We start from the raw sequence: 18,410 nt of genomic DNA, 5'->3' as shown, positions 1-18,410 counted from the left end.
GCGCCTTCCCGCCAGTCCGACCAGTCGGTATGGTGCGTGCCAACGAGGCGAGGAGAGACCCGTGCCGCAGATCCATGGCCACTGTGACGACCGGTTCGCGGCGGTGCGCGACGCGTTCGCGGCGAACTTCGCCGAGCGTGACGAACTGGGGGCCGCGGTCACCGTCCTGCTCGACGGAATCCCGGTGGTGGACCTCTGGGGCGGCTGGGCCGACGGGGACCGGAGCCGCCCGTGGGAGCGGGACACCGTGGTCAACGTCTGGTCCACGACGAAGGGCCCGACCGCCCTCTGTGCCCACATCCTCGTCGACCGCGGACTCCTGGACCTGGACGCCCCGGTGTCCGCGTGCTGGCCCGAATTCGCCGCCGCGGGCAAGGAATCCGTGCTCGTACGCCATCTGCTCTCGCACCGTTCGGGCGTCGCCGGGCTGCGGGACCAGCACACCCTGGCCGAGCTCTACGACTGGGAGCTGACCACGGCCCGGCTCGCGGCGACCGAACCCTGGTGGGAGCCGGGCACCCGCTCCGGATACCACGCCATCTCGTACGGCTTCCTCGTCGGCGAGGTCGTCCGCCGGACCACCGGCCTGCTGCCCGGCGAGTTCCTGCGGCAGGAGATCACCGGGCCGCTCGGCATCGACTTCACCGTCGGTCTCCCCGAGAAGGACGCCGGCCGGGTGGCCGAACTCGTCCAGCCGAAGGCCGTCTCCCGCGAACAGGCCGCGCTGTTCGCGCGGATGGAGCCCCTGGCCATCGCCTCGCTGCTCAACCCCGGCACCGGCATCGCCGCAGCCAACACCCCCGAGTGGCGGGCCGCCGAGATCCCCGCGGCCAACGGCCACGGCACAGCCCGCGCGGTCGCCGCCCTCTACGGCATCGTCGCCGGCCGGGGGAGCCTCGACGGCCGGCGGATCCTGTCCCAGGAGGCGGCGGAGCGGGTCCGCGAAGGACAGGGCAGCTGCCGGGACCTGGTCCTGGGGGCGGGCTTCGCCCACGAGACGGAGCTCGGCCTCGGTCTCTGGCTGAGCGGCCCGAACTCGTCGTACGGCCCCAACCCGCGCGCCGTCGGCCACGACGGGGCGGGTGGCTCCTGCGGTCTCGCCGACCCGGAGGCCGGCATCGCGCTCGGTTACGTCATGAACCGCATGGGCCCCAACATCGCGGACGACCCCCGCAAGATGGCGCTGATCGACGCGGTGTACGACGCCCTCCCGGCGGCTCAGTAACCCGCCGGGCGCACCAGCCCCGACTCGTAGGCGTACACGGCGGCCTGGGTCCGGTCGCGCAGACCCAGTTTCACCAGGATCCGGCTCACGTGGGTCTTCACGGTCTGCTCCGCAACCACCAGGCGCACCGCGATCTCCGCGTTCGACAGGCCCTGCGCGATCAGGGACAGTACCTCCGTCTCCCGCTCGGTCAGGTCGCCGACGCGCTCCCGCGAGGGGGCGCGCGGCCCGGCGCTCACCCGGGAGAACTCGGCGATCAGGCGCTTGGTGATGTTCGGGGCGAGCAGCGCGTCACCGGCAGCCACCACCCGTACAGCCTGGGCGAGTTCGTCGGCCGAGGCGTCCTTCAGCAGGAAGCCGGAGGCACCCGAGCGCAGTGCCTCGTACACGTACTCGTCGAGGTCGAAGGTGGTCAGGACGAGCACCCGGGCGGTCGCGCCGGGTGCCCCGGTGATGCGGCGCGTGGCGTCGATGCCGCCCAGCCGTGGCATTCGTATGTCCATCAGGACGACGTCCGGGTCGAGTTCGGCCGCCTTCTCCAGCGCGTCCACACCGTCCACCGCCTGACCGACGACCTCGATGCCGGGCTCTGCGTTCAGGAGCACCGTGAAGCCCTGACGGACCATCATCTGGTCGTCGGCGATCAGCACGCGGATGGTCATGTGAGGTCCTCCAGGGGGAGTGTCGCCACTACTTCGTAACCCCCGCCAGGGGTGGGGCCGTGCGTGAGCTCGCCGCCGAGCATGACGGTTCGTTCCCGCATCCCGAGCAGTCCGTGGCCCCCACGGCCCGCCTTCCATCCGGGCGACGCCGGGGCGGTGTTGGTGACGCGGACGGTGACGGCGTGGGAGTGGTAGCCGACGTCCACCCTGGCCCGTGCCCCAGGGGCGTGCCGGAGCACGTTGCTCAGGGCCTCCTGCACGATGCGGAAGGCAGACAGCTCCACCCCCGGCGGCAGCGGGCGGCGCAGGCCCGTGATCTGCGCCGCGACGGTGACGTCCGCACTCCGCACCTTCTCGATCAGTTCGTCCAGCCGGTCCAGGGTGGGCTGCGGCGCGTGCCGCACCCCGTCCGCCACCGCGTCCTCCGAGCGGAGGACCCCGAGGACCCGGCGCAGCTCGGCGAGGGCCTCCACGGCGTTCTCCCGTATGCCGGCGAGATTCTCCCGGAGTTCGGCCGACGGGTTCTCGACCAGATGCGGGGCCACCTGCGCCTGGATGGAGATCACCGACATGTGGTGGGCGACCACGTCGTGCAGCTCGCGGGCGATCCGGTTGCGTTCCTCCAGGAGGGTGCGGCGGGCGCGCTCCTCCTCCGTCAGCCCCGACTGCACCACGAGCTGACCCCGGGCCACCCTGAGGGCGCGCAGTGCCGAGCCGATCACCACGGCCGCGATGACGACCAGGGCCCCCACATCCAGGGCGTAGTTGTGCGCCCGGGTGGTGAAGCCGCCGGCCACCAGCCCCGCCAGCAGGCTCAGCGTGAGCGCGAGGACCGCCCTGCGCGGCTTGACCCGCAGGGTGAGCAGGAAGAGCGCGCCGCCCTGCAGCGCGATCTCGGGTCCCGACCACGGAAACATGTCACCGGGCGCCGCCGCTGACTCCGCGATCCGCACGCTGACGACCATGAGGACCAGCGAGACCCACCACGCGTACAAGGGCTGCCACATGCCCGCGAGGAGAGCGAGCGCCTGGCACACCACGAGGAGCACCGCGTACTCGGGCACGGCGGCACCGTGGGGGACCAGATCGGGCACGTGCCACAGCGAGACCGTCGTGACGCCCAGCGTCAGCAGCATCCCGAACGCGGGCCGCCACACCGGGGCGCCGGGCGCGCCCACGGGCGGCAACGGATCGACGGGCGAGGTCCACAGGTCCTCGCGCAGCATGCGGGGCAGCCCGCGCACCACCGTCACGACCCGGCCCCAGGCCCCCGCCCCCGTCATGCCGCTCAGCTTAGGCACGACGCGACTCCGGGGTGCGCGCGGGGGAACTCGACGTCACGACGGCCGAACGCCCGCCGCGCCCCTGCTCGTACGCCCCGAACGCCGCCCGAAGACCCAGCAGGGCCAGGGCGAACACCGGGAGCCACAGGGGCCGGGCGAGAACCCAGCGGAGGTCGTCGGGGACCGTGTGCAGGCCGGGCAGGGGGCCGGCGAGGAACAGGGCGGTGGACGTGACCACGATCATCGCGGTCTGGTGCCACAGGAACACGGTCATCGCGGACAGATTGAGCAGGGCCACGGCCGCCCACACCGCCGGCCGCGCGAGGGCCCGCCGCAGAGGTCCGAGCAGCAACAAGGCCGCACCGCACTGGGCGAGTCCGAAGGTGACGGCGGCGAGCGTCGGAGGGTCGAGATTGGAGAGCGTGGCGCCCGGCACACCGACCATGGCAGCGGGGTACCCGGCGAAGGACACCAGCCCCGCCGTGGCGGCCCCGCCTCCGAGCAGCAGCGTCCAGCCGGTCCTGCGGTCGCTCGGCCCGCCCCGGGCCCAGGCCGCGCCCAGGCAGTAGGGGACCAGCCAGCCGGCGGGCACGTCGATCCAGCCGAGCGCGGCAGGACCGTCGAGCCCCAGCCGGAGCAGGTCGACGTGCAGGACGACGGCGAAGGGCCACACCGGGTGCAGCCGTGCCACCAGTGGGGTCGCCGCGGTCAGCGCGGCGAACACCAGCAGGAACCACAGGGGCGACCACACCAGCTTGCCCAGCGTGCGTACCGTGGCCTCGTCCACGCCCGACACCAGCATCACCCCGGCCGCCACGGCCCATACGACGGTCACCGCGGCCACCGGCCGGAACAGACGTGCCATCCGGACCCGCAGCCACCTCCCGTACGACTCCCCCCTGGCCCGGGCGGCGGCGTAGCCCTTCGTGTTCACCTGACCGCCCACCAGGAAGAAGACGGCGAGCGTCTGGAACACCCAGGAGACGGGGGCGAGCGCGGGCATGTGCTGGAGGGGACTCGCGCCGCGCACCGTGCCGCTGTCGGCGACCAACGAGGTCACCAGCCAGTGGCCGCACACCACGCCCAGGATGGCGAAGGCACGCAGGCCGTCGACCGCTCGGTCGCGGTGCCGGGGTGTCGCCGCTTCGATCCGCCGCACCAGTTCCCGTACACCGCCGTGGCGCGCGAGGTCACGCATCACGGCCCCCGGTCGCCCCCGTGACGATCGCGGCGATGCCGCGCAGCGAGACCGACCCCGGTCTCAGGTAGTCGCTGTGCGCGGCGTCCCCCGCGTCGAAGACCTCGGCTCCGAACCCCGGCGACACCGGATCCGCCCCGAACCCGACCGTGAGGGACGGCAGTCGCAGAGCCGTGTGCGGGACATGCCCGACCCAGTCCTCCGCTCCCAGACCCGCCCACACCCTGGCGCGGGTACGCAGTCCGGCGGCGCTGCCGGCCCCCGTCCCAGGACTTCCGTACAGCACGATGTCCGCGACGTCGAGCCCGGACGCGGCCCGGGCACAGACCACGGAGCCGTAGGAATGGCAGAGGAGCGAGATGCGTGCGGCAGGCCTGGCTCCCGCCAGCTCCCGTACGAAGGACCGCAAGCCGGGCGCGGCTTCCCCGGCCCGCCCCGTGGTCAGGGCCGAAGGGCTCAGCAGGTCGGGCGTCCGGTAGCCGAGCCAGGCGACCACGGCCGATCCGCCGGCCAGCTCATCCAGGAGCGTTCCGGCGTCACGCCGTAAACGCCAGTAGTGATCGAGGCCGACGCCCGCCCCCGGCACCATCACGGCGATCCGTCGCGCCGAGGACAGGTCTCCGAAGACCTCCACGCTGCGGCCACCGTCGCGTCCGTCGAACATCAGGAACGTACGCCCCGGAGCCGCCATGGCCGCGAGCGCGGCGGCCCGTCGCCGGTCGCCGTGGAGGGCGGCCGTCTCGCGCGCCGCCCGGATCTCCTCGCGGCCGGCCACGTACCTGGCGTCCAGCGCCGAGGGGCCCGCCCCGTCCAGCGGGGTGAGGGCGGCCGGCGCGGGTGCCGGAACCGCTGCGGGCCGGGCAGCCCCCGATACGGGTAGCGCCACCGACGCGGTGACGAGTGCGCTGAGCAGCGCGCGCCGCGCGCGGCTGCTCCAAGGGCGGGACGCCATGGGAAGTCCTTCCGTACCGGACGGTCTCGTTGAATCCGGTACCGAAGGTATGGAGCGGGCCGTGTGACCGGCGTCCCGCCGGGGAGCGCACCTGCCGCGTAGCTCCGAAGTACTACGGGTAGGGGTGCGGACCTCCCGTCACGGCCGGCGGCGGGGCTTTCCGCGCTTGGCCGCGGCCCTGGGGTTCTTCGCGCCGCCGCCCTTGGCGCTCTTGGCGCCGCCCCGTGACGTCTTGCCCGCCGCCGGTTTGCGCGGGGTGCCGCTCTTCTTCGCGGCGTCGCGCCCGGCCTTGGGCTGCGGTGGTGTCGGGGGACGGCCCCGGGTGCTGTTCACCGTGCGCCCACGGACGATCCCGATGAACTCCTCCACCAGGTCGGTCGTCTTCTCCTCCGGCCACGACAGCGCGATCCGCGACTCGGGAACGCCCGTCAGCGGCCGGTAGGTGAGGTCCTTGCGGTGGTGCAGGCGGGCCAGCGACTGCGGTACGACGAGCAGCCCCACCCCCGCCGCCACCAGCTCGACCGCGTCCGCCGTCGTGGCGGGCCGCTCGAGCGCGGGCCGGCCCGGCGGGCGCTCCCAGTCGAGGACGTCGTCGAGGGGGTGCAGCACGATCTCCTCGGGGAGATCCTCGACCGCCATCTCCTCGACGGCCGACGCATCGTGGTCCTTGGGGATCACGACCACGGTCGTCTCGGTCCAGAGCGGGATCGCGCTGAGGTCCGTACGGTCGACGGGCAGCCGCACGAAACCGGCGTCGGCGCCGCCGTCGCGCAGCAGGTCCACGGCTTCCGCGGCGGGCACTCCGACGAGGGTCAGCGGGGTACCGGGCAGCCGCTCGTTCCAGATCCGCACCCACTTGGTCGGGGTCACGCCGGGGACGTAGGCGAGCCGGAACGCAGGGGGTACTTCCGAGCCTGTCACCCCGCCAGGTTACCGGCCGTGGTCGGAGGCGGCGCACATGCTCGATACCCTGGACACCATGACGTCGCACCAGACCACCCAGACGATGAAGCCCGCCACCGCGGCGAAGAAGCTGGGTGTGTACCTCGAAGCCACCCCCGCCGAGTTCCAGGAGGGCGTCGTCTCGCGCGCCGAGCTGAACGCGCTGCAGGCCGACCCGCCCCAGTGGCTGCAGGAGCTGCGCCGCAACGGCCCGCACCCCCGGCCCGTCGTCGCCTCGAAGCTGGGTGTCTCCATCGCCGGCCTCGCGCGCGGCGGTGTCACCGAGCCGCTCACGACCGAGCAGATCGACGCGCTGAAGCAGGAGAGCCCGGAGTGGCTCCAGAAGGAACGCGCCACCCAGGCCGAGGTCCGCAAGGAAGCGGTCCGCATCAAGGAGCGCGACGCCGCCCGCGCCGAGCAGGCCGACCGCGACTGACGTGCCCGCCGGGGCGCTCTCCAAGCCGCCGTCCACGCGCGGGACGCCGGGGCGGTGACCGGCGTCCCGGGCGGTCCCGACCGCGGGACCGGACACGAAGGGCCGGCGACCGCCGTCCCGTTCGTGAGGACCGCGGCACGAAGGTCTCTGTCGGCGGTCTATTCCCCCGTGTAGAACGCGATCGTGGCCACCGTCGTGGCGGTCACGATCTCCGGGTCCGCCCCGGAGGCCGCGAAGGCGCGCCCCCATTCCTCGCCCGAGCGCGCCACAAAGGCCTTCGCCTCGGGTGAGTTCTGCCACTCGACGGCGTCCTCCGGGCTGAGCCCGCCGCCCGTGAGGTGCCAGCCGAGCCCCAGAAGGGCCAGGTCCCAGCCGATCCCGACCGCTCCCGGGCCGTACTGGCTCCGGAACTCCTCCGGAACCACGGACGCGTGCTCCAGCTCGAACACCGTGCCACCGCCGCTCCCCGGTGTCAGGCGCACCTCCACCTCGCTGAAGCCGGGATCGGGTCCGAACAGCCAGGACACCCGGAGCCGCTCCTGGGGCACGCATTCCAGGATCTCGCCGGCGGCGTTCCCCTCCAGCTGGTAGCGCCCGCCGGCCCGGAACTCCCCGGTCACCGGGAGGAACCACCGGGCGATCCGCTCCGGCGAGGTCAGCGCGTCCCAGACGTCCGGGGCCGCGGCGTCGAAGGTCCGCCGCAACAGGACCGTCCCGGCCTCGTCCGACGCCACATGGCGCGTGCCGACCTCCCGGTGCACGTGCTCGATCTCGTCGAGGATCTCGTTCATGGCCGCTCCCTTCCTCCGCCTGCCGGTCCGCTCGGTGGTGCCGGGCACCCGAGCCCATGTAACCGAAATTCGGTCGGTACCGCCTCAGCCGGCACAGGCGTCCGCCTCGGCCCAGCGGCTGAGCGTCCCGGTCGTGTCGTCGTACGTGAGCCAGGTGCCGTCGCCGAGCGGGCGTACGTAGCTGTCGACGGGGCCCTTGGGGTAATCGACCGTCCCTCGCACTTCAAGGGTGCGGCCGTCGAGCAGCCGGTGGCGGGCGCACTCCAGGCCGTCGGAAGCGGTCACGGAGGCGATGACGGTATTGGCGTCGACGAAGCCGCAGTCGTACTCCCAGCGGGGCGGGTCGTCCTCGTCGTCCTCCGGATCGAGGCAGGCCTCGGCGATCGTCGTGCCGTCCAGGGCGTGCAGCTCCAGGTCCGTCCCGTAGTGCTCGACCGTCAGGAAGCCCGGATGCGCGGGGTGGGCGTCCATCAGGATGCGGTCTGTACGCCGGCCCAGATCCCAGCCGGTCAGCACCTCGCCGTCCCAGCGCGCCCAGTGCAGCAGGACGCCGTCCTGCCCCATACCGATGCACAGCCCCATGTGGACGCCGTCCGGGTGGCGCAGATGACGCGAGCCCGCGGCGGCGCTGTCCAGCGGGATCCGGCCGAGTTCCCGGCCGTCCCGGGCGTCCAGGAGGACCCGGAACTCCTGCCAGTTCTCGACGTCCTGCTCCGTCACGACATGGGCCCAGACGAGCCGGCCGTCCGCGGACACCTGGCAGGAGCCGTGTTCGAGGCCGTGGCACACCTCCTGCTCGTCCCCCGTGTGCGGGTGGCCGATCTCGGGCCCCCAGCAGGCGTGCCGGTACTCCCACAGGGTCTCTCCGCCCGGGCCGACGGCCCGGACCGCGCGCTGACCCGAGAAGACCGCGAAGGTGGCGTCGGGGCTGACCGAGTGAACGCCCAGGTCCCATCCAGGCCAGGGAAGGGGGAAGACGGCGGCAGGCGCCCGCTCGCCGGCGAACACCTCGTGGAGGTCGTGGACCTCCAGCTCGTGCCCGTTCCGGAGGAGGGCGCGCGGCAGCCTTTCCCCGCTGACCTCGAAGGCGCAGCCGTTGACCAGTGCGCCGCCACCCGGCAGCGTCACCGACTCGCGCAGTTGTGCGGTGATCGACATGGCGGCAAGGTAGCGAACCCCACTGACACGGCCGCCCGTCCCGGTCCCGCGACCGCGCGGACACCTGCGCCCACCCGTTTTTGATCTTCGGCATGTGCATGTCCTAGGGTCCGGGGTTCAGGCGACGGCGGAGCAGCGGGGGAGCGGACATGCGTGGGGTGCGGGCCTCGGCGGCCCTGGCGGTCATGGGAGCGGTGGTGGCCCTGGCCGGGTGCGAGGACGACGGAGACGGCGCGAACCCGGCGGAGATCGGCGCGATCGGCGGCGCGGTGGACCCACCGGCCGCGGAAGGCGGCGCGCGCAACGGTGGTGCGGGGGGAGAGGGCGAGCGGTCCGGCGGGCTCAGCACGCGGCAGCGGTTCATGCTCGACAACCTCCCGGAGTCCGGATCGGTCATGGCCGCCGGTGAGTTCCTGCAGCGGTTCACGGTCTGCGAGCAGTACAGCATCGACCCGTCCGACACCCGCTACTACCCGATGGACGAGCAGTTCGACGAGAGCTGGGGTGTCCGCTTCCGGGGCACCTGCGACGACGGGGGCCACGGCTACATCCGCGTCTTCTGGACCGGAACCGACGGTATGAGGGCGCTGCAGAACGCCTACCGAGCCGACATCGCCGAGCGGGTCAAGACCTCGCCCGACGCCGGTATCGAGGGAGGGTTCGGTGTCGGCAAGGACTTCGCCGTCATCGCACCCGACCCGGACACGCTGGCAGACCTGTCCGCGTCCAACCTGCTCGTCCTGAACTGCAATCCGGACTTCGAGGCGAGCGGCGACGTGAGCGCGGCCCCCGCCCAGGTGGACGGCTGCGTCCTGACCGACGACTTCCGCTCGGCGGAATGAGGGGTACGGGACCGTGCTGCTTCCAGAGGACGCCGTGGCCGCCACCGCGCTGATCGAGGTCGTCAGGATCTCCGCTCTCCCGGCCGGGCGGAGCGACCCGTATCCGGGCGAGGTGGCCGGCCACTGGGCCGACGGCGAGGCCGCCGCAGCCCTGGCCCTGATGGAGACCCTGCCCCCCGGCGAACAGCACCGCTGCGGCTTCTCGCCGGGCTGGGGCATCCGGGCGTACGACGACACGCTGGGCCTCGCGCTGTACGAGGCGGCGTTCTGCTTCCGCTGCCACGAGGTCCGGATGCGGGGGACGGCGGTGACGGCCGCCCTGGCCACGCAGTTCTTCGACGCGGACGCCCCGCCGGCCCAGGAGCTCCTGGCCCTGTTCCGTGCCGTGCCCCGGGGCCGCCCGACCGGATGAACGCCGAGGGGAGGAGCGACCGGCCCGGGGGCGGGCCGCTCCTCCGGTTTGCCCCGACGCGCCTGGCTGGTTCGCCCCGACCGGTTCGCCCTGGCGGGCCCGGCCGGTTCTTCCGCTGCCCCGTGTTACGAGGCGTCCCTACCCCCGGAAGCCCGCGCGGTCACACGGTGGCGGCGCCGAACCACCTGGGCAGGTGCCCGAGCAGGTCCTGCTGCTCCTCGCCCACCCACGCCACATGGCCGTCCGGCCGCAGCAGTACGGCGGGCGTGTCCAGTTCCTTGCTGCCGTCGACGACGTGGTCGACCCGGTCCGCCCAGCCCGCCACCGACAGCCGTCCCGCCGGGTCGAGCAGCAGCCCGCGCCCGCCGTGCATCAGCCCGTAGAGGCGACCCCGCTCCAGCTCGACGTCCCGGAGCCGCAGGCCCAGCAGTTCGTGGCCCTCGCCGAAGTCGTAGCGGATGCCGATGCCGATGATCTTCGAGATCACGTACCGGTTCACCTCCTCGATCTCCATCAGCTCCGACATCAGCCGGCGCACCGCCCGAGGGCCCGGCTGGTCGGCCATCAGCTCCATCTGCGCACGGGTGTTGTCCAGTACGGCGGCGGCCACCGGGTGCCGTTCGGTGTGGTAGCTGTCCAGGAGCCCTTCGGGGGCCCAGCCGTTCACCTCGGCGGCCAGTTTCCAGCCCAGGTTGAACGCGTCCTGCACGCCCAGGTTGAGACCCTGGCCACCGGTCGGCGGGTGGATGTGCGCCGCGTCGCCGGCCAGTAGCACCCGGCCCGCCCGGTAACGCTCGGCGAGCCGGGTGGCGTCGCCGAACCGGGAGATCCAGCGCGGCGAGTGCACGCCGAAGTCGCTGCCCGCGAACGCCCGCAGCTGCGCCTTGAGTTCGTCGAGCGTGGGCGCGGCCGTACGGTCCTCGGCCACGCCTTCGGCGGGCACGACCACGCGGTACACCCCGTCCTTCAGGGGTGCGAAACCGAACCGCTTCTGGGTCTTGCGCACCTCGGCCGTCGCGGCGGCCAGCGTCTCGGGCGGAACGGCCGCCTCCACCTCGCCGAGCAGCGTCTCGACCCTGGAGGGCTCACCGGGGAAGCCGATGCCGAGCAGCTTGCGCACCGTGCTGCGCCCGCCGTCGCAGCCGACGAGGTACCGGCAGCGCAGCTGCGTACCGTCCGCCAGCTCCACGCTCACCCCGTGGCCGTCCTGGCTCAGCCCGGCCAGCTCGTGGCCGCGCCGGATCTCGGTACCCAGTTCGGCGGCGCGCTCGGCCAGCAGCCGCTCGGTTACCTGCTGCGGGATGGCGAGAACGTAGGAATGCGCGGTGTCCAGCCGGTCGGGCCACCTGTCGCTGAGGCCGGCGAAGAAGCCACCGACCTCGAACTTCTTGCCGAGCGCCAGGAAACGCTCCAGCAGACCGCGCTGGTCCATCACCTCCACGCTGCGGGCGTGCAGGCCCTGCGCGCGGGACTGCACGGTCGGCTCGGTCTCCTTCTCCAGCACCAGCACGTGCACGCCGTGCAGCCGGAGCTCGCACGCCAGCATCAGGCCGGTCGGTCCGCCGCCTGCAATGATCACGTCGATCATGAAAACCCGCCCCATTCATCGCACTTGCTCTTCAGCCGGCCGCTCCGCGCGGCCCATGGGCGTACACGCCGCCGGTTTCCACCGGCGTCTCGCTGCCCTGACGAGACCGGCATGCCGACAAACCGCGCGTACGCCGCGAAACCCTGATTTCCGCAGGTTCCGGCTTCGAGCGGATATTCTGCGGCACCATGGGGGCCTTGCCGCAAGGCCCCCGGTGCGCTATATCTTGAGAGTGGCGAGGAGTAGGTGAGCTCCTTGCCCTTCTTTTTGCCCACGCGCCTCCCCTTCGCCCGCGGCCCCTTCGTCCGGCGCCCCCTCGTTCGCGACGCCGCGCCTCCCGTCACCCGATCGGTGACGGCGGACTTCGTCCGGCGGGTCCCTCCCCCGAGCCGGGCCCTGGGTGACGAGGTCCTCTCCCGCGTACTCCCCGGCCGCAGGCGTACACCCTTGAAACTCTTTGCATAACACTGCATAGGTGCGTATAGTCATGCCATCGACAAGGAGGCTTTCCGATGGTGGTACGTGCGGCAGTGGCAGGAGCGAGCGGATACGCCGGCGGGGAACTGCTCCGCCTGCTCCTCACCCACCCCCAGGTCGAGATCGGCGCCCTCACCGCCCACTCCAACGCCGGAGAGCGGCTCGGCGCCCTGCAGCCGCACCTGAGGCCGCTCGCCGACCGCGTTCTCCAGCCGACCACGGCCGAGGTGCTCGGCGGGCACGACGTCGTCTTCCTGGCCCTCCCGCACGGGCAGTCCGCCGCGGTCGCCGAGCAGCTCGGCGACGATGTGCTGGTCGTGGACATGGGGGCCGACTTCCGGCTGAAGGACGCCGCCGACTGGGAGAAGTTCTACGGCTCCCCGCACGCGGGTACCTGGCCCTACGGCCTGCCCGAGCTCCCCGGGGCCCGCGCGGAGCTGGAGGGGACCAAGCGCATCGCTGTGCCCGGCTGCTACCCGACCGCCGTGTCCCTCGCGCTCTTCCCTGCCTACGCCGCCGGGCTCGCCGAGCCCGAGGCCGTCGTCGTCGCCGCGTCCGGCACCTCCGGAGCGGGCAAGGCGCTCAAGCCGCACCTGCTCGGCTCCGAGGTCATGGGCAACATGACCCCGTACGGCGTCGGAGGCGGTCATCGGCACACCCCCGAGATGATGCAGAACCTCGCGGCCGCCGCCGGTGGACCCGTCACCGTCTCGTTCACCCCGACCCTCGCGCCCATGCCCCGCGGCATCCTCGCCACGTGCAGCGCCAAGGCGAAGCCCGGGGTGAGTGCCGAGTCGCTGCGGGCGGTGTACGAGAAGGCCTTCGCGGACGAGCCGTTCGTCGACCTGCTGCCGGAGGGCCAGTGGCCCTCCACCGCGGCCGTGTACGGATCGAACGCCGTGCAGATCCAGGTCGCCCACGACGAGACGGCCGGGCGGATCGTCGTGATCAGCGCCATCGACAACCTCGCCAAGGGCACCGCGGGCGGCGCCCTGCAGAGCATGAACATCGCCCTCGGGCTCCCCGAGGACACAGGTCTTTTCACGATCGGAGTCGCCCCTTGAGCGGCTCACACGCGGCCGCGGGGCCGCGGGCAACGAAGGAAACCGCGCCGCTGGGCTGCGTGGGCGGAGTAGCGAACGAGGAGATGCAGTGAGCGTCACGGCACCCAAGGGATTCACGGCGGCGGGTATCGCCGCCGGGATCAAGGAGAGCGGTAATCCGGATCTGGCCCTCGTGGTCAACCACGGCCCCCGCCGCGCCGCCGCGGGCGTCTTCACCTCCAACCGGGTCAAGGCCGCGCCCGTCCTCTGGTCCGAACAGGTACTCAAGGGCGGCGAGGTGACTGCCGTCGTCCTCAACTCCGGTGGTGCCAACGCCTGTACGGGCCCCAAGGGCTTCCAGGACACCCATGCGACCGCCGAGAAGGCAGCCGAGGTCCTCAGCGGTCACAGCGCGGGCGAGATCGCGGTGGCCTCCACCGGGCTGATCGGCGTGCTGCTTCCCATGGACAAGCTCCTGCCGGGCATCGAGAAGGCCGCGCAGGCCCTCAGCGAGCACGGCGGTGAGAAGGCCGCCATCGCGATCAAGACCACAGACACCGTGCACAAGACCGCCGTCGCGGGCGGCGAGGGCTGGACGGTCGGCGGCATGGCGAAGGGCGCGGGCATGCTCGCCCCCGGCCTCGCCACCATGCTCGTCGTCCTCACCACCGACGCCGACGTGGAGGCACCCGCTCTCGACACCGCGCTGCGCGCCGCCACCCGCACCACCTTCGACCGGGTCGACTCCGACGGCTGCATGTCGACCAACGACACCGTGCTGCTGCTCGCCTCGGGTGCGAGCGGAACCACCCCCGCGCAGGCCGAGTTCGAGCAGGCCGTGCAGAGCGTCTGCGCCGACCTCGCCCGCCAGTTGATCGGCGACGCCGAGGGCGCGTCCAAGGACATCCGGATCGAGGTGATCAACGCGGCGACCGAGGACGACGCCGTCGAGGTCGGCCGGAGCATCGCCCGCAACAACCTCCTGAAGTGCGCCATCCACGGCGAGGACCCCAACTGGGGCCGTGTCCTGTCCGCGATCGGCACGACGCGGGCCGCCTTCGAACCCGACCAGCTGAACGTCGCCATCAACGACGTGTGGGTGTGCAAGAACGGCGGTGTCGGCGAGGACCGCGACCTGGTCGACATGCGCTACCGGGAGGTCCGCATCACCGCGGACCTCGCCGCCGGCGACGAGTCGGCCGTCATCTGGGCCAACGACCTCACCGCCGAGTACGTCCACGAGAACAGCGCGTACAGCTCATGAGCGCCGCGAGGAAGCACACCGCGCTGCCCAAGGCACAGATCCTCATCGAGGCGCTGCCCTGGCTCACCCGGCACAACGGCAAGACCGTCGTCATCAAGTTCGGCGGCAACGCCATGATCGACGACGAACTGAAGGCGGCCTTCGCCCAGGACGTCGTCTTCCTGCGGCACGCCGGCCTCAAGCCCGTCGTCGTGCACGGCGGCGGCCCGCAGATCAGCGCCCAGCTCGACAAGCAGGGCCTGGTCAGCGAGTTCAAGGCCGGGCTGCGTGTGACCACCCCCGAGGCCATGGACGTCGTACGCATGGTGCTCGCGGGACAGGTCCAGCGTGAGCTCGTCGGGCTGCTGAACCAGCACGGCCCGCTCGCCGTCGGAATGACCGGCGAGGACGCGCACACGATCACCGCCACCCAGCACCGCCCGGTCATCGACGGCGAGGCCGTCGACATCGGCCGGGTCGGCGAGGTCACCGCCATCGACACGGGGGCGATCCAGGCGCTGCTGGACGACGGCCGGATCCCGGTCATCTCCTCCATCGCGCGCTCCGCCGAGGACAACCACGTCTACAACGTCAACGCCGACACCGCCGCCGCCGCACTCGCCGCCGCGCTGGGCGCCGAGACGCTGATGGTCCTCACCGACGTCGAGGGGCTCTACGAGGACTGGCCGCACAGCGACGACGTCATCAGCCGCCTCACCGCCACCGAGCTGGAGAAGCTGCTGCCCGACCTCTCCAGCGGCATGGTCCCCAAGATGCAGGGCTGCCTGCACGCCGTACGCAACGGGGTCGAGACCGCACGCGTCATCGACGGCCGGGTCCAGCACTCGATCCTGCTGGAGATCTTCACCGACGAGGGAATCGGCACGATGGTCGTGCCCGACGCAACAGCCGCCGCACAGCCCGGCGCCGAGGGGGAGTCATGAGCAACGAGGAGATCACACAGCGCTGGCAGGGTGCGCTGATGGACAACTACGGCACCCCGCGGCTGCCCCTGGTGCGCGGCGAGGGCGCCCGCGTGTGGGACGCGGACGGCACCGGATACCTCGACTTCGTCGGTGGCATCGCGGTCAACGCGCTCGGGCACGCCCACCCCGCGGTGGTCGAAGCCGTGTCCACGCAGATCGCCACCCTCGGCCACGTCTCCAACCTCTACACGGCCGAGCCGCCCGTCGCGCTCGCCGAGCGGCTCCTCCAGCTCTTCGGCCGCGAGGGCAGGGTCTACTTCTGCAACTCCGGCGCCGAGGCCAACGAGGCGGCCTTCAAGATCGGCCGGCTGACCGGGCGTACGCACATGGTCGCCACCGACGGTGGCTTCCACGGCCGGACCATGGGCAGCCTCGCCCTGACCGGCCAGCCCGCCAAGCGGACCCCCTTCCTGCCGCTGCCCGGTGACGTCACGCACGTGCCGTACGGCGACATCGAGGCGCTCCGGACCGCGGTGACCACCGACACCGCGCTGCTGATCATCGAGCCGATGCAGGGCGAGAACGGCGTCGTCGTGCCGCCGGCGGGCTATCTGGAGGCCGCCAGGGAGATCACCCGGGCCACCGGCACCCTGCTCGTCCTGGACGAGGTGCAGACCGGGATCGGACGCTGCGGCCACTGGTTCGAGCACCAGGCCCACCAGAGCGTCGAGCCCGACGTGGTCACGCTCGCCAAGGGACTCGGCGGCGGACTGCCGATCGGCGCCACCGTGGCGTTCGGCCCCACGGCCGACCTGCTGAAGCCCGGTCAGCACGGCACGACGTTCGGCGGCAACCCCGTCGCCTGCGCCGCCGGCCTCGCCGTGCTGGACACGCTCGCCGCCGACGGCATCCTGGACGACGTGAAGCGGCTGGGCGAGCGGATCAGGGACGGCGTCGAGGGTCTGGGGCACCCGTCGGTCTCCCACGTCCGCGGCTCCGGACTGCTGCTGGGTATCGTGCTCACCGGCCCCCTCGCACCGAAGGTGCAGCAGGCGGCTCAGGGAGCCGGACTCCTGGTGAACGCGCCCGCCCCCGACGTCGTACGGCTCATGCCGCCGCTGATCATCGGTGACGCCGAGGTGGACGAGTTCCTGCGGATTCTGCCGGGAGCCCTCGACGCGGCTTACGGGGACGGACGATCCGGGGAGTGACGATCCGGAGAATGAGGCGACGACGATGACCGAGGCACAGGACACCGATCACGGCGGGCCGTCGGTGCCGCAGACCCGCACGGCACGCCACCGCAGGATCGTGGACATCCTGAACCGGCAGCCGGTGCGCTCCCAGAGCCAGCTGGCCAGGCTCCTGTCCGACGACGGGCTGAGCGTCACCCAGGCGACGCTCTCGCGCGACCTGGACGAACTGGGCGCGGTGAAGATCCGCAACACCGGCGGCGAGCTGATCTACGCAGTGCCGAGCGAGGGCGGCTTCCGCACCCCGCAGGCGCCGCTCGGAGGCTCGGCGAAGGAGGAGCGGATGCGCAGGCTCTCCGCGGAGCTGCTCATCTCCGCCGAGGCCTCCGCCAACCTCGTGGTACTGCGCACGCCTCCGGGCGCCGCCCAGTTCCTCGCCTCGGCCATCGACCAGGCCGAACTCCAGGCGATCCTCGGGACCATCGCGGGTGACGACACGCTGATGCTGATCAGCCGTGCCCCGAACGGCGGTCAGGCGCTGGCCGACCATCTGCTGCGACTGGCCCAGAACGACCGCTGACAGGCACTCAGTACAGGGTGATCGCGGTCGGTCCGGACGCCGTCCCGACCGCGATGTGCGGACGGCGTACCGGATCGGCCCAGGCCAGGATCCGGTCCATGGCGACCGCCGGCACGGACACACAGCCGGCGGTCGCGCCCTTTCCGTCGACGTGGAGGAAGATCCCGGCGCCCCTGCCGCGCTCCGGCCGGTGGTAGTTGAAGCCGACGACGAGCGCACGGGCGTACTGCGCGCGGTAGGTGATCAGATGCTCGGCCTCGTCGGCCCGGCAGTCGGCGGGGCGCGGCTCCACCCAGCGGTTGTACGCGGCGGACGCGTTGTCCTGGCACCACCACGAGGCGTCGGTGACCCGGCGGTACGGGTACCGGGTCCCGGGCGCCGCGGCCTCGGTCCCGAAGGCGTACGGCAGGTCGTAGAGCCCTGTGGGCGTGGTGTTCGTGCCCTGCGTACGGGTCCTGCCCTCGGCGAGCCCGTTCGCCCCGAAGCGCGCGGGTGCCGAACCCGCGGCCACCCAGCCGCCAGGACGCAGGTCCCACCAGGTGACGGTGCCCGTGGTGGAGTCCGTGCCGGGGGCCTCGGCGGTGATGAGCTGGGTGCCGCCGCCCGTGTCGGCCAGTCGCTCGGGAAGGGGCGGCGGTGCGGCGGGCCGCGCCGCGAGCGAACCGGCCAGAGCCAGCAGGACCGACGCGGTCACCAGGAGTCTGCGCATGCTCCGGACCGTACGGCGCACGGCGCGGCGCCCCCACCGCGCCTGCTCCGTACGGCCCAGCGCCTCACTCCGAGGACGGCGCGGGCATGGCGGGGAGAGGGAGGGGGAGTCCCGGCAGGCCGTCGATGCTGGTGCCGATGTCGGACTTCTTCTCGAAGTACTGGCTCAGGCCGGCGTCGTCCTCGCGCCTGAAGCGGTCCGCGTGCAGCGAACGGTCCTCGTCGTAGGACATGAAGGGCACCGCGTAGCCGCAGGTGTCCCGGATCAGTTCCGCCGTCACCACGATGATCGCGCGCAGCCCGTGCGGGGTGGGATCCACGCCGGTGAAGTGCCCCAGCAGGCCGGGGAACCGCGGATCGTCACGGAAGACCGGCTCGCCGCGGCCGTGCACCCGGACGATGTTCGGCGGGCCCTGGAAGGCGCACCACATCAGCGTGATGCGCCCGTTCTCGCGGAGGTGGGCGACGGTCTCGGCATTGCTGCCGGCGAAGTCGAGGTAGGCCACGGTCCGTCCGTCGAGAACGGCGAACGAGCCGCGCACCCCCTTGGGGGAGAGGTTGACCGTGCCTCCGGCGTCCAGAGGCGCGGTCGCGGTGAAGAAGAGGGGCTGCTCCTCGATGAAGGTCCTGAGCCGGCCGTCGATGCGGTCGTGTGTCTTTCCCATGGCGGCATTGTCCTGCGAACAGGTGTGCGGAGCGGGGTGTTTCACCATCCGGGCAGGCCCCGCGCGCGGGCGAGGTCCTGGACGGC

Annotated in this window: 19 protein-coding genes; 9 read left to right on the top strand and 10 right to left on the bottom strand. The window is 72.4% G+C overall.

Going from position 1 to position 18,410, the window contains the following annotated elements:
* Positions 1–61 precede the first annotated feature (61 nt).
* Complete coding sequence (locus tag ABZY45_RS15225) at positions 62–1,225, top strand: serine hydrolase domain-containing protein (protein WP_356740004.1); 1,164 nt, start codon at positions 62–64, stop codon at positions 1,223–1,225.
* Here ABZY45_RS15225 and ABZY45_RS15220 read toward each other — a convergent pair.
* The 5 genes from ABZY45_RS15220 to ABZY45_RS15200 all read right to left on the bottom strand — a co-directional run bounded on the left by ABZY45_RS15220 (position 1,219) and on the right by ABZY45_RS15200 (position 6,241).
* Positions 1,219–1,887, bottom strand: a complete 669-nt coding sequence (locus ABZY45_RS15220; RefSeq protein WP_356740002.1) for a response regulator transcription factor — start codon at positions 1,885–1,887, stop codon at positions 1,219–1,221. The genes ABZY45_RS15225 and ABZY45_RS15220 overlap by 7 nt on opposite strands.
* On the bottom strand, positions 1,884–3,188 hold the full coding sequence (locus ABZY45_RS15215; RefSeq protein ID WP_356740000.1) for a sensor histidine kinase: 1,305 nt from the start codon (positions 3,186–3,188) through the stop codon (positions 1,884–1,886). The genes ABZY45_RS15220 and ABZY45_RS15215 overlap by 4 nt, the downstream gene beginning before the upstream one ends.
* On the bottom strand, positions 3,181–4,368 hold the full coding sequence (locus ABZY45_RS15210) for an acyltransferase (RefSeq protein ID WP_356739998.1): 1,188 nt from the start codon (positions 4,366–4,368) through the stop codon (positions 3,181–3,183). Before ABZY45_RS15210 ends, ABZY45_RS15215 begins: the two co-directional genes overlap by 8 nt.
* On the bottom strand, positions 4,361–5,320 hold the full coding sequence (locus tag ABZY45_RS15205) for an alpha/beta hydrolase (protein ID WP_356739996.1): 960 nt from the start codon (positions 5,318–5,320) through the stop codon (positions 4,361–4,363). The genes ABZY45_RS15210 and ABZY45_RS15205 overlap by 8 nt, the downstream gene beginning before the upstream one ends.
* 138 nt (positions 5,321–5,458) lie before the next feature.
* Complete coding sequence (locus tag ABZY45_RS15200; protein ID WP_356739994.1) at positions 5,459–6,241, bottom strand: LysR family substrate-binding domain-containing protein; 783 nt, start codon at positions 6,239–6,241, stop codon at positions 5,459–5,461.
* Positions 6,242–6,299: 58 nt separating this feature from the next.
* Here ABZY45_RS15200 and ABZY45_RS15195 point away from each other — a divergent pair, with 58 nt between their 5' ends.
* Positions 6,300–6,698 carry a DUF5997 family protein gene (locus ABZY45_RS15195; protein ID WP_356739992.1) on the top strand — a complete coding sequence of 133 codons (399 nt, stop codon included), beginning with the start codon at positions 6,300–6,302 and terminating at the stop codon, positions 6,696–6,698.
* A 158-nt stretch (positions 6,699–6,856) separates the two neighbouring features.
* On the opposite strand, the gene ABZY45_RS15190 is transcribed toward ABZY45_RS15195, so the two are convergent.
* Positions 6,857–7,489 carry an SRPBCC family protein gene (locus tag ABZY45_RS15190; protein ID WP_356739990.1) on the bottom strand — a complete coding sequence of 211 codons (633 nt, stop codon included), beginning with the start codon at positions 7,487–7,489 and terminating at the stop codon, positions 6,857–6,859.
* 84 nt (positions 7,490–7,573) lie between these two features.
* Positions 7,574–8,647, bottom strand: coding sequence for a hypothetical protein (locus tag ABZY45_RS15185; RefSeq protein ID WP_356739988.1), 1,074 nt, complete (start codon positions 8,645–8,647; stop codon positions 7,574–7,576).
* A 149-nt stretch (positions 8,648–8,796) separates the two neighbouring features.
* On the opposite strand from ABZY45_RS15185, the gene ABZY45_RS15180 reads away from it, so the two are divergent.
* Both ABZY45_RS15180 and ABZY45_RS15175 read left to right on the top strand, forming a co-directional pair.
* Positions 8,797–9,489: a hypothetical protein gene (locus ABZY45_RS15180; protein ID WP_356739986.1), complete on the top strand. Its 693-nt coding sequence runs from the start codon at positions 8,797–8,799 to the stop codon at positions 9,487–9,489.
* Positions 9,490–9,502: 13 nt separating this feature from the next.
* Complete coding sequence (locus ABZY45_RS15175; protein WP_356739984.1) at positions 9,503–9,901, top strand: hypothetical protein; 399 nt, start codon at positions 9,503–9,505, stop codon at positions 9,899–9,901.
* A gap of 160 nt (positions 9,902–10,061) precedes the next feature.
* On the opposite strand, the gene rox is transcribed toward ABZY45_RS15175, so the two are convergent.
* Complete coding sequence (gene rox, locus ABZY45_RS15170; RefSeq protein WP_356739982.1) at positions 10,062–11,489, bottom strand: rifampin monooxygenase; 1,428 nt, start codon at positions 11,487–11,489, stop codon at positions 10,062–10,064.
* Between the two features lie 512 nt (positions 11,490–12,001).
* Here rox and argC point away from each other — a divergent pair.
* The 5 genes from argC (at position 12,002) to ABZY45_RS15145 (ending at position 16,951) form a co-directional block, all read left to right on the top strand.
* On the top strand, positions 12,002–13,030 hold the full coding sequence (gene argC, locus ABZY45_RS15165; RefSeq protein ID WP_356739980.1) for an N-acetyl-gamma-glutamyl-phosphate reductase: 1,029 nt from the start codon (positions 12,002–12,004) through the stop codon (positions 13,028–13,030).
* A gap of 88 nt (positions 13,031–13,118) precedes the next feature.
* Complete coding sequence (gene argJ / locus ABZY45_RS15160) at positions 13,119–14,273, top strand: bifunctional glutamate N-acetyltransferase/amino-acid acetyltransferase ArgJ (RefSeq protein WP_356739978.1); 1,155 nt, start codon at positions 13,119–13,121, stop codon at positions 14,271–14,273.
* Positions 14,270–15,196, top strand: a complete 927-nt coding sequence (gene argB, locus ABZY45_RS15155; protein ID WP_356739976.1) for an acetylglutamate kinase — start codon at positions 14,270–14,272, stop codon at positions 15,194–15,196. Before argJ ends, argB begins: the two co-directional genes overlap by 4 nt.
* A complete protein-coding gene (locus ABZY45_RS15150; protein ID WP_356739974.1) occupies positions 15,193–16,389 on the top strand; it encodes an acetylornithine transaminase in 1,197 nt (398 codons plus the stop codon). The genes argB and ABZY45_RS15150 overlap by 4 nt, the downstream gene beginning before the upstream one ends.
* Before the next feature lie 25 nt (positions 16,390–16,414).
* Positions 16,415–16,951: an arginine repressor gene (locus tag ABZY45_RS15145; protein WP_356739972.1), complete on the top strand. Its 537-nt coding sequence runs from the start codon at positions 16,415–16,417 to the stop codon at positions 16,949–16,951.
* Between the two features lie 7 nt (positions 16,952–16,958).
* Here ABZY45_RS15145 and ABZY45_RS15140 read toward each other — a convergent pair whose 3' ends face one another.
* Together ABZY45_RS15140 and ABZY45_RS15135 are read right to left on the bottom strand one after the other, a co-directional pair.
* Entirely contained in the window at positions 16,959–17,660 is a 702-nt protein-coding gene (locus tag ABZY45_RS15140) for a L,D-transpeptidase family protein (protein ID WP_356739970.1), read from the bottom strand.
* A gap of 64 nt (positions 17,661–17,724) precedes the next feature.
* Complete coding sequence (locus tag ABZY45_RS15135; protein WP_356739968.1) at positions 17,725–18,324, bottom strand: pyridoxamine 5'-phosphate oxidase family protein; 600 nt, start codon at positions 18,322–18,324, stop codon at positions 17,725–17,727.
* Between the last annotated feature and the right edge of the window lie 86 nt (positions 18,325–18,410).

This window comes from Streptomyces sp. NPDC006516, from assembly GCF_040611875.1.
In the GTDB taxonomy this organism is placed as follows: Bacteria; Actinomycetota; Actinomycetes; order Streptomycetales; family Streptomycetaceae; genus Streptomyces.
The sequence above is the reverse complement of the archived record's forward strand: the minus strand, read 5'-3'. Positions and strand labels throughout refer to the sequence as shown.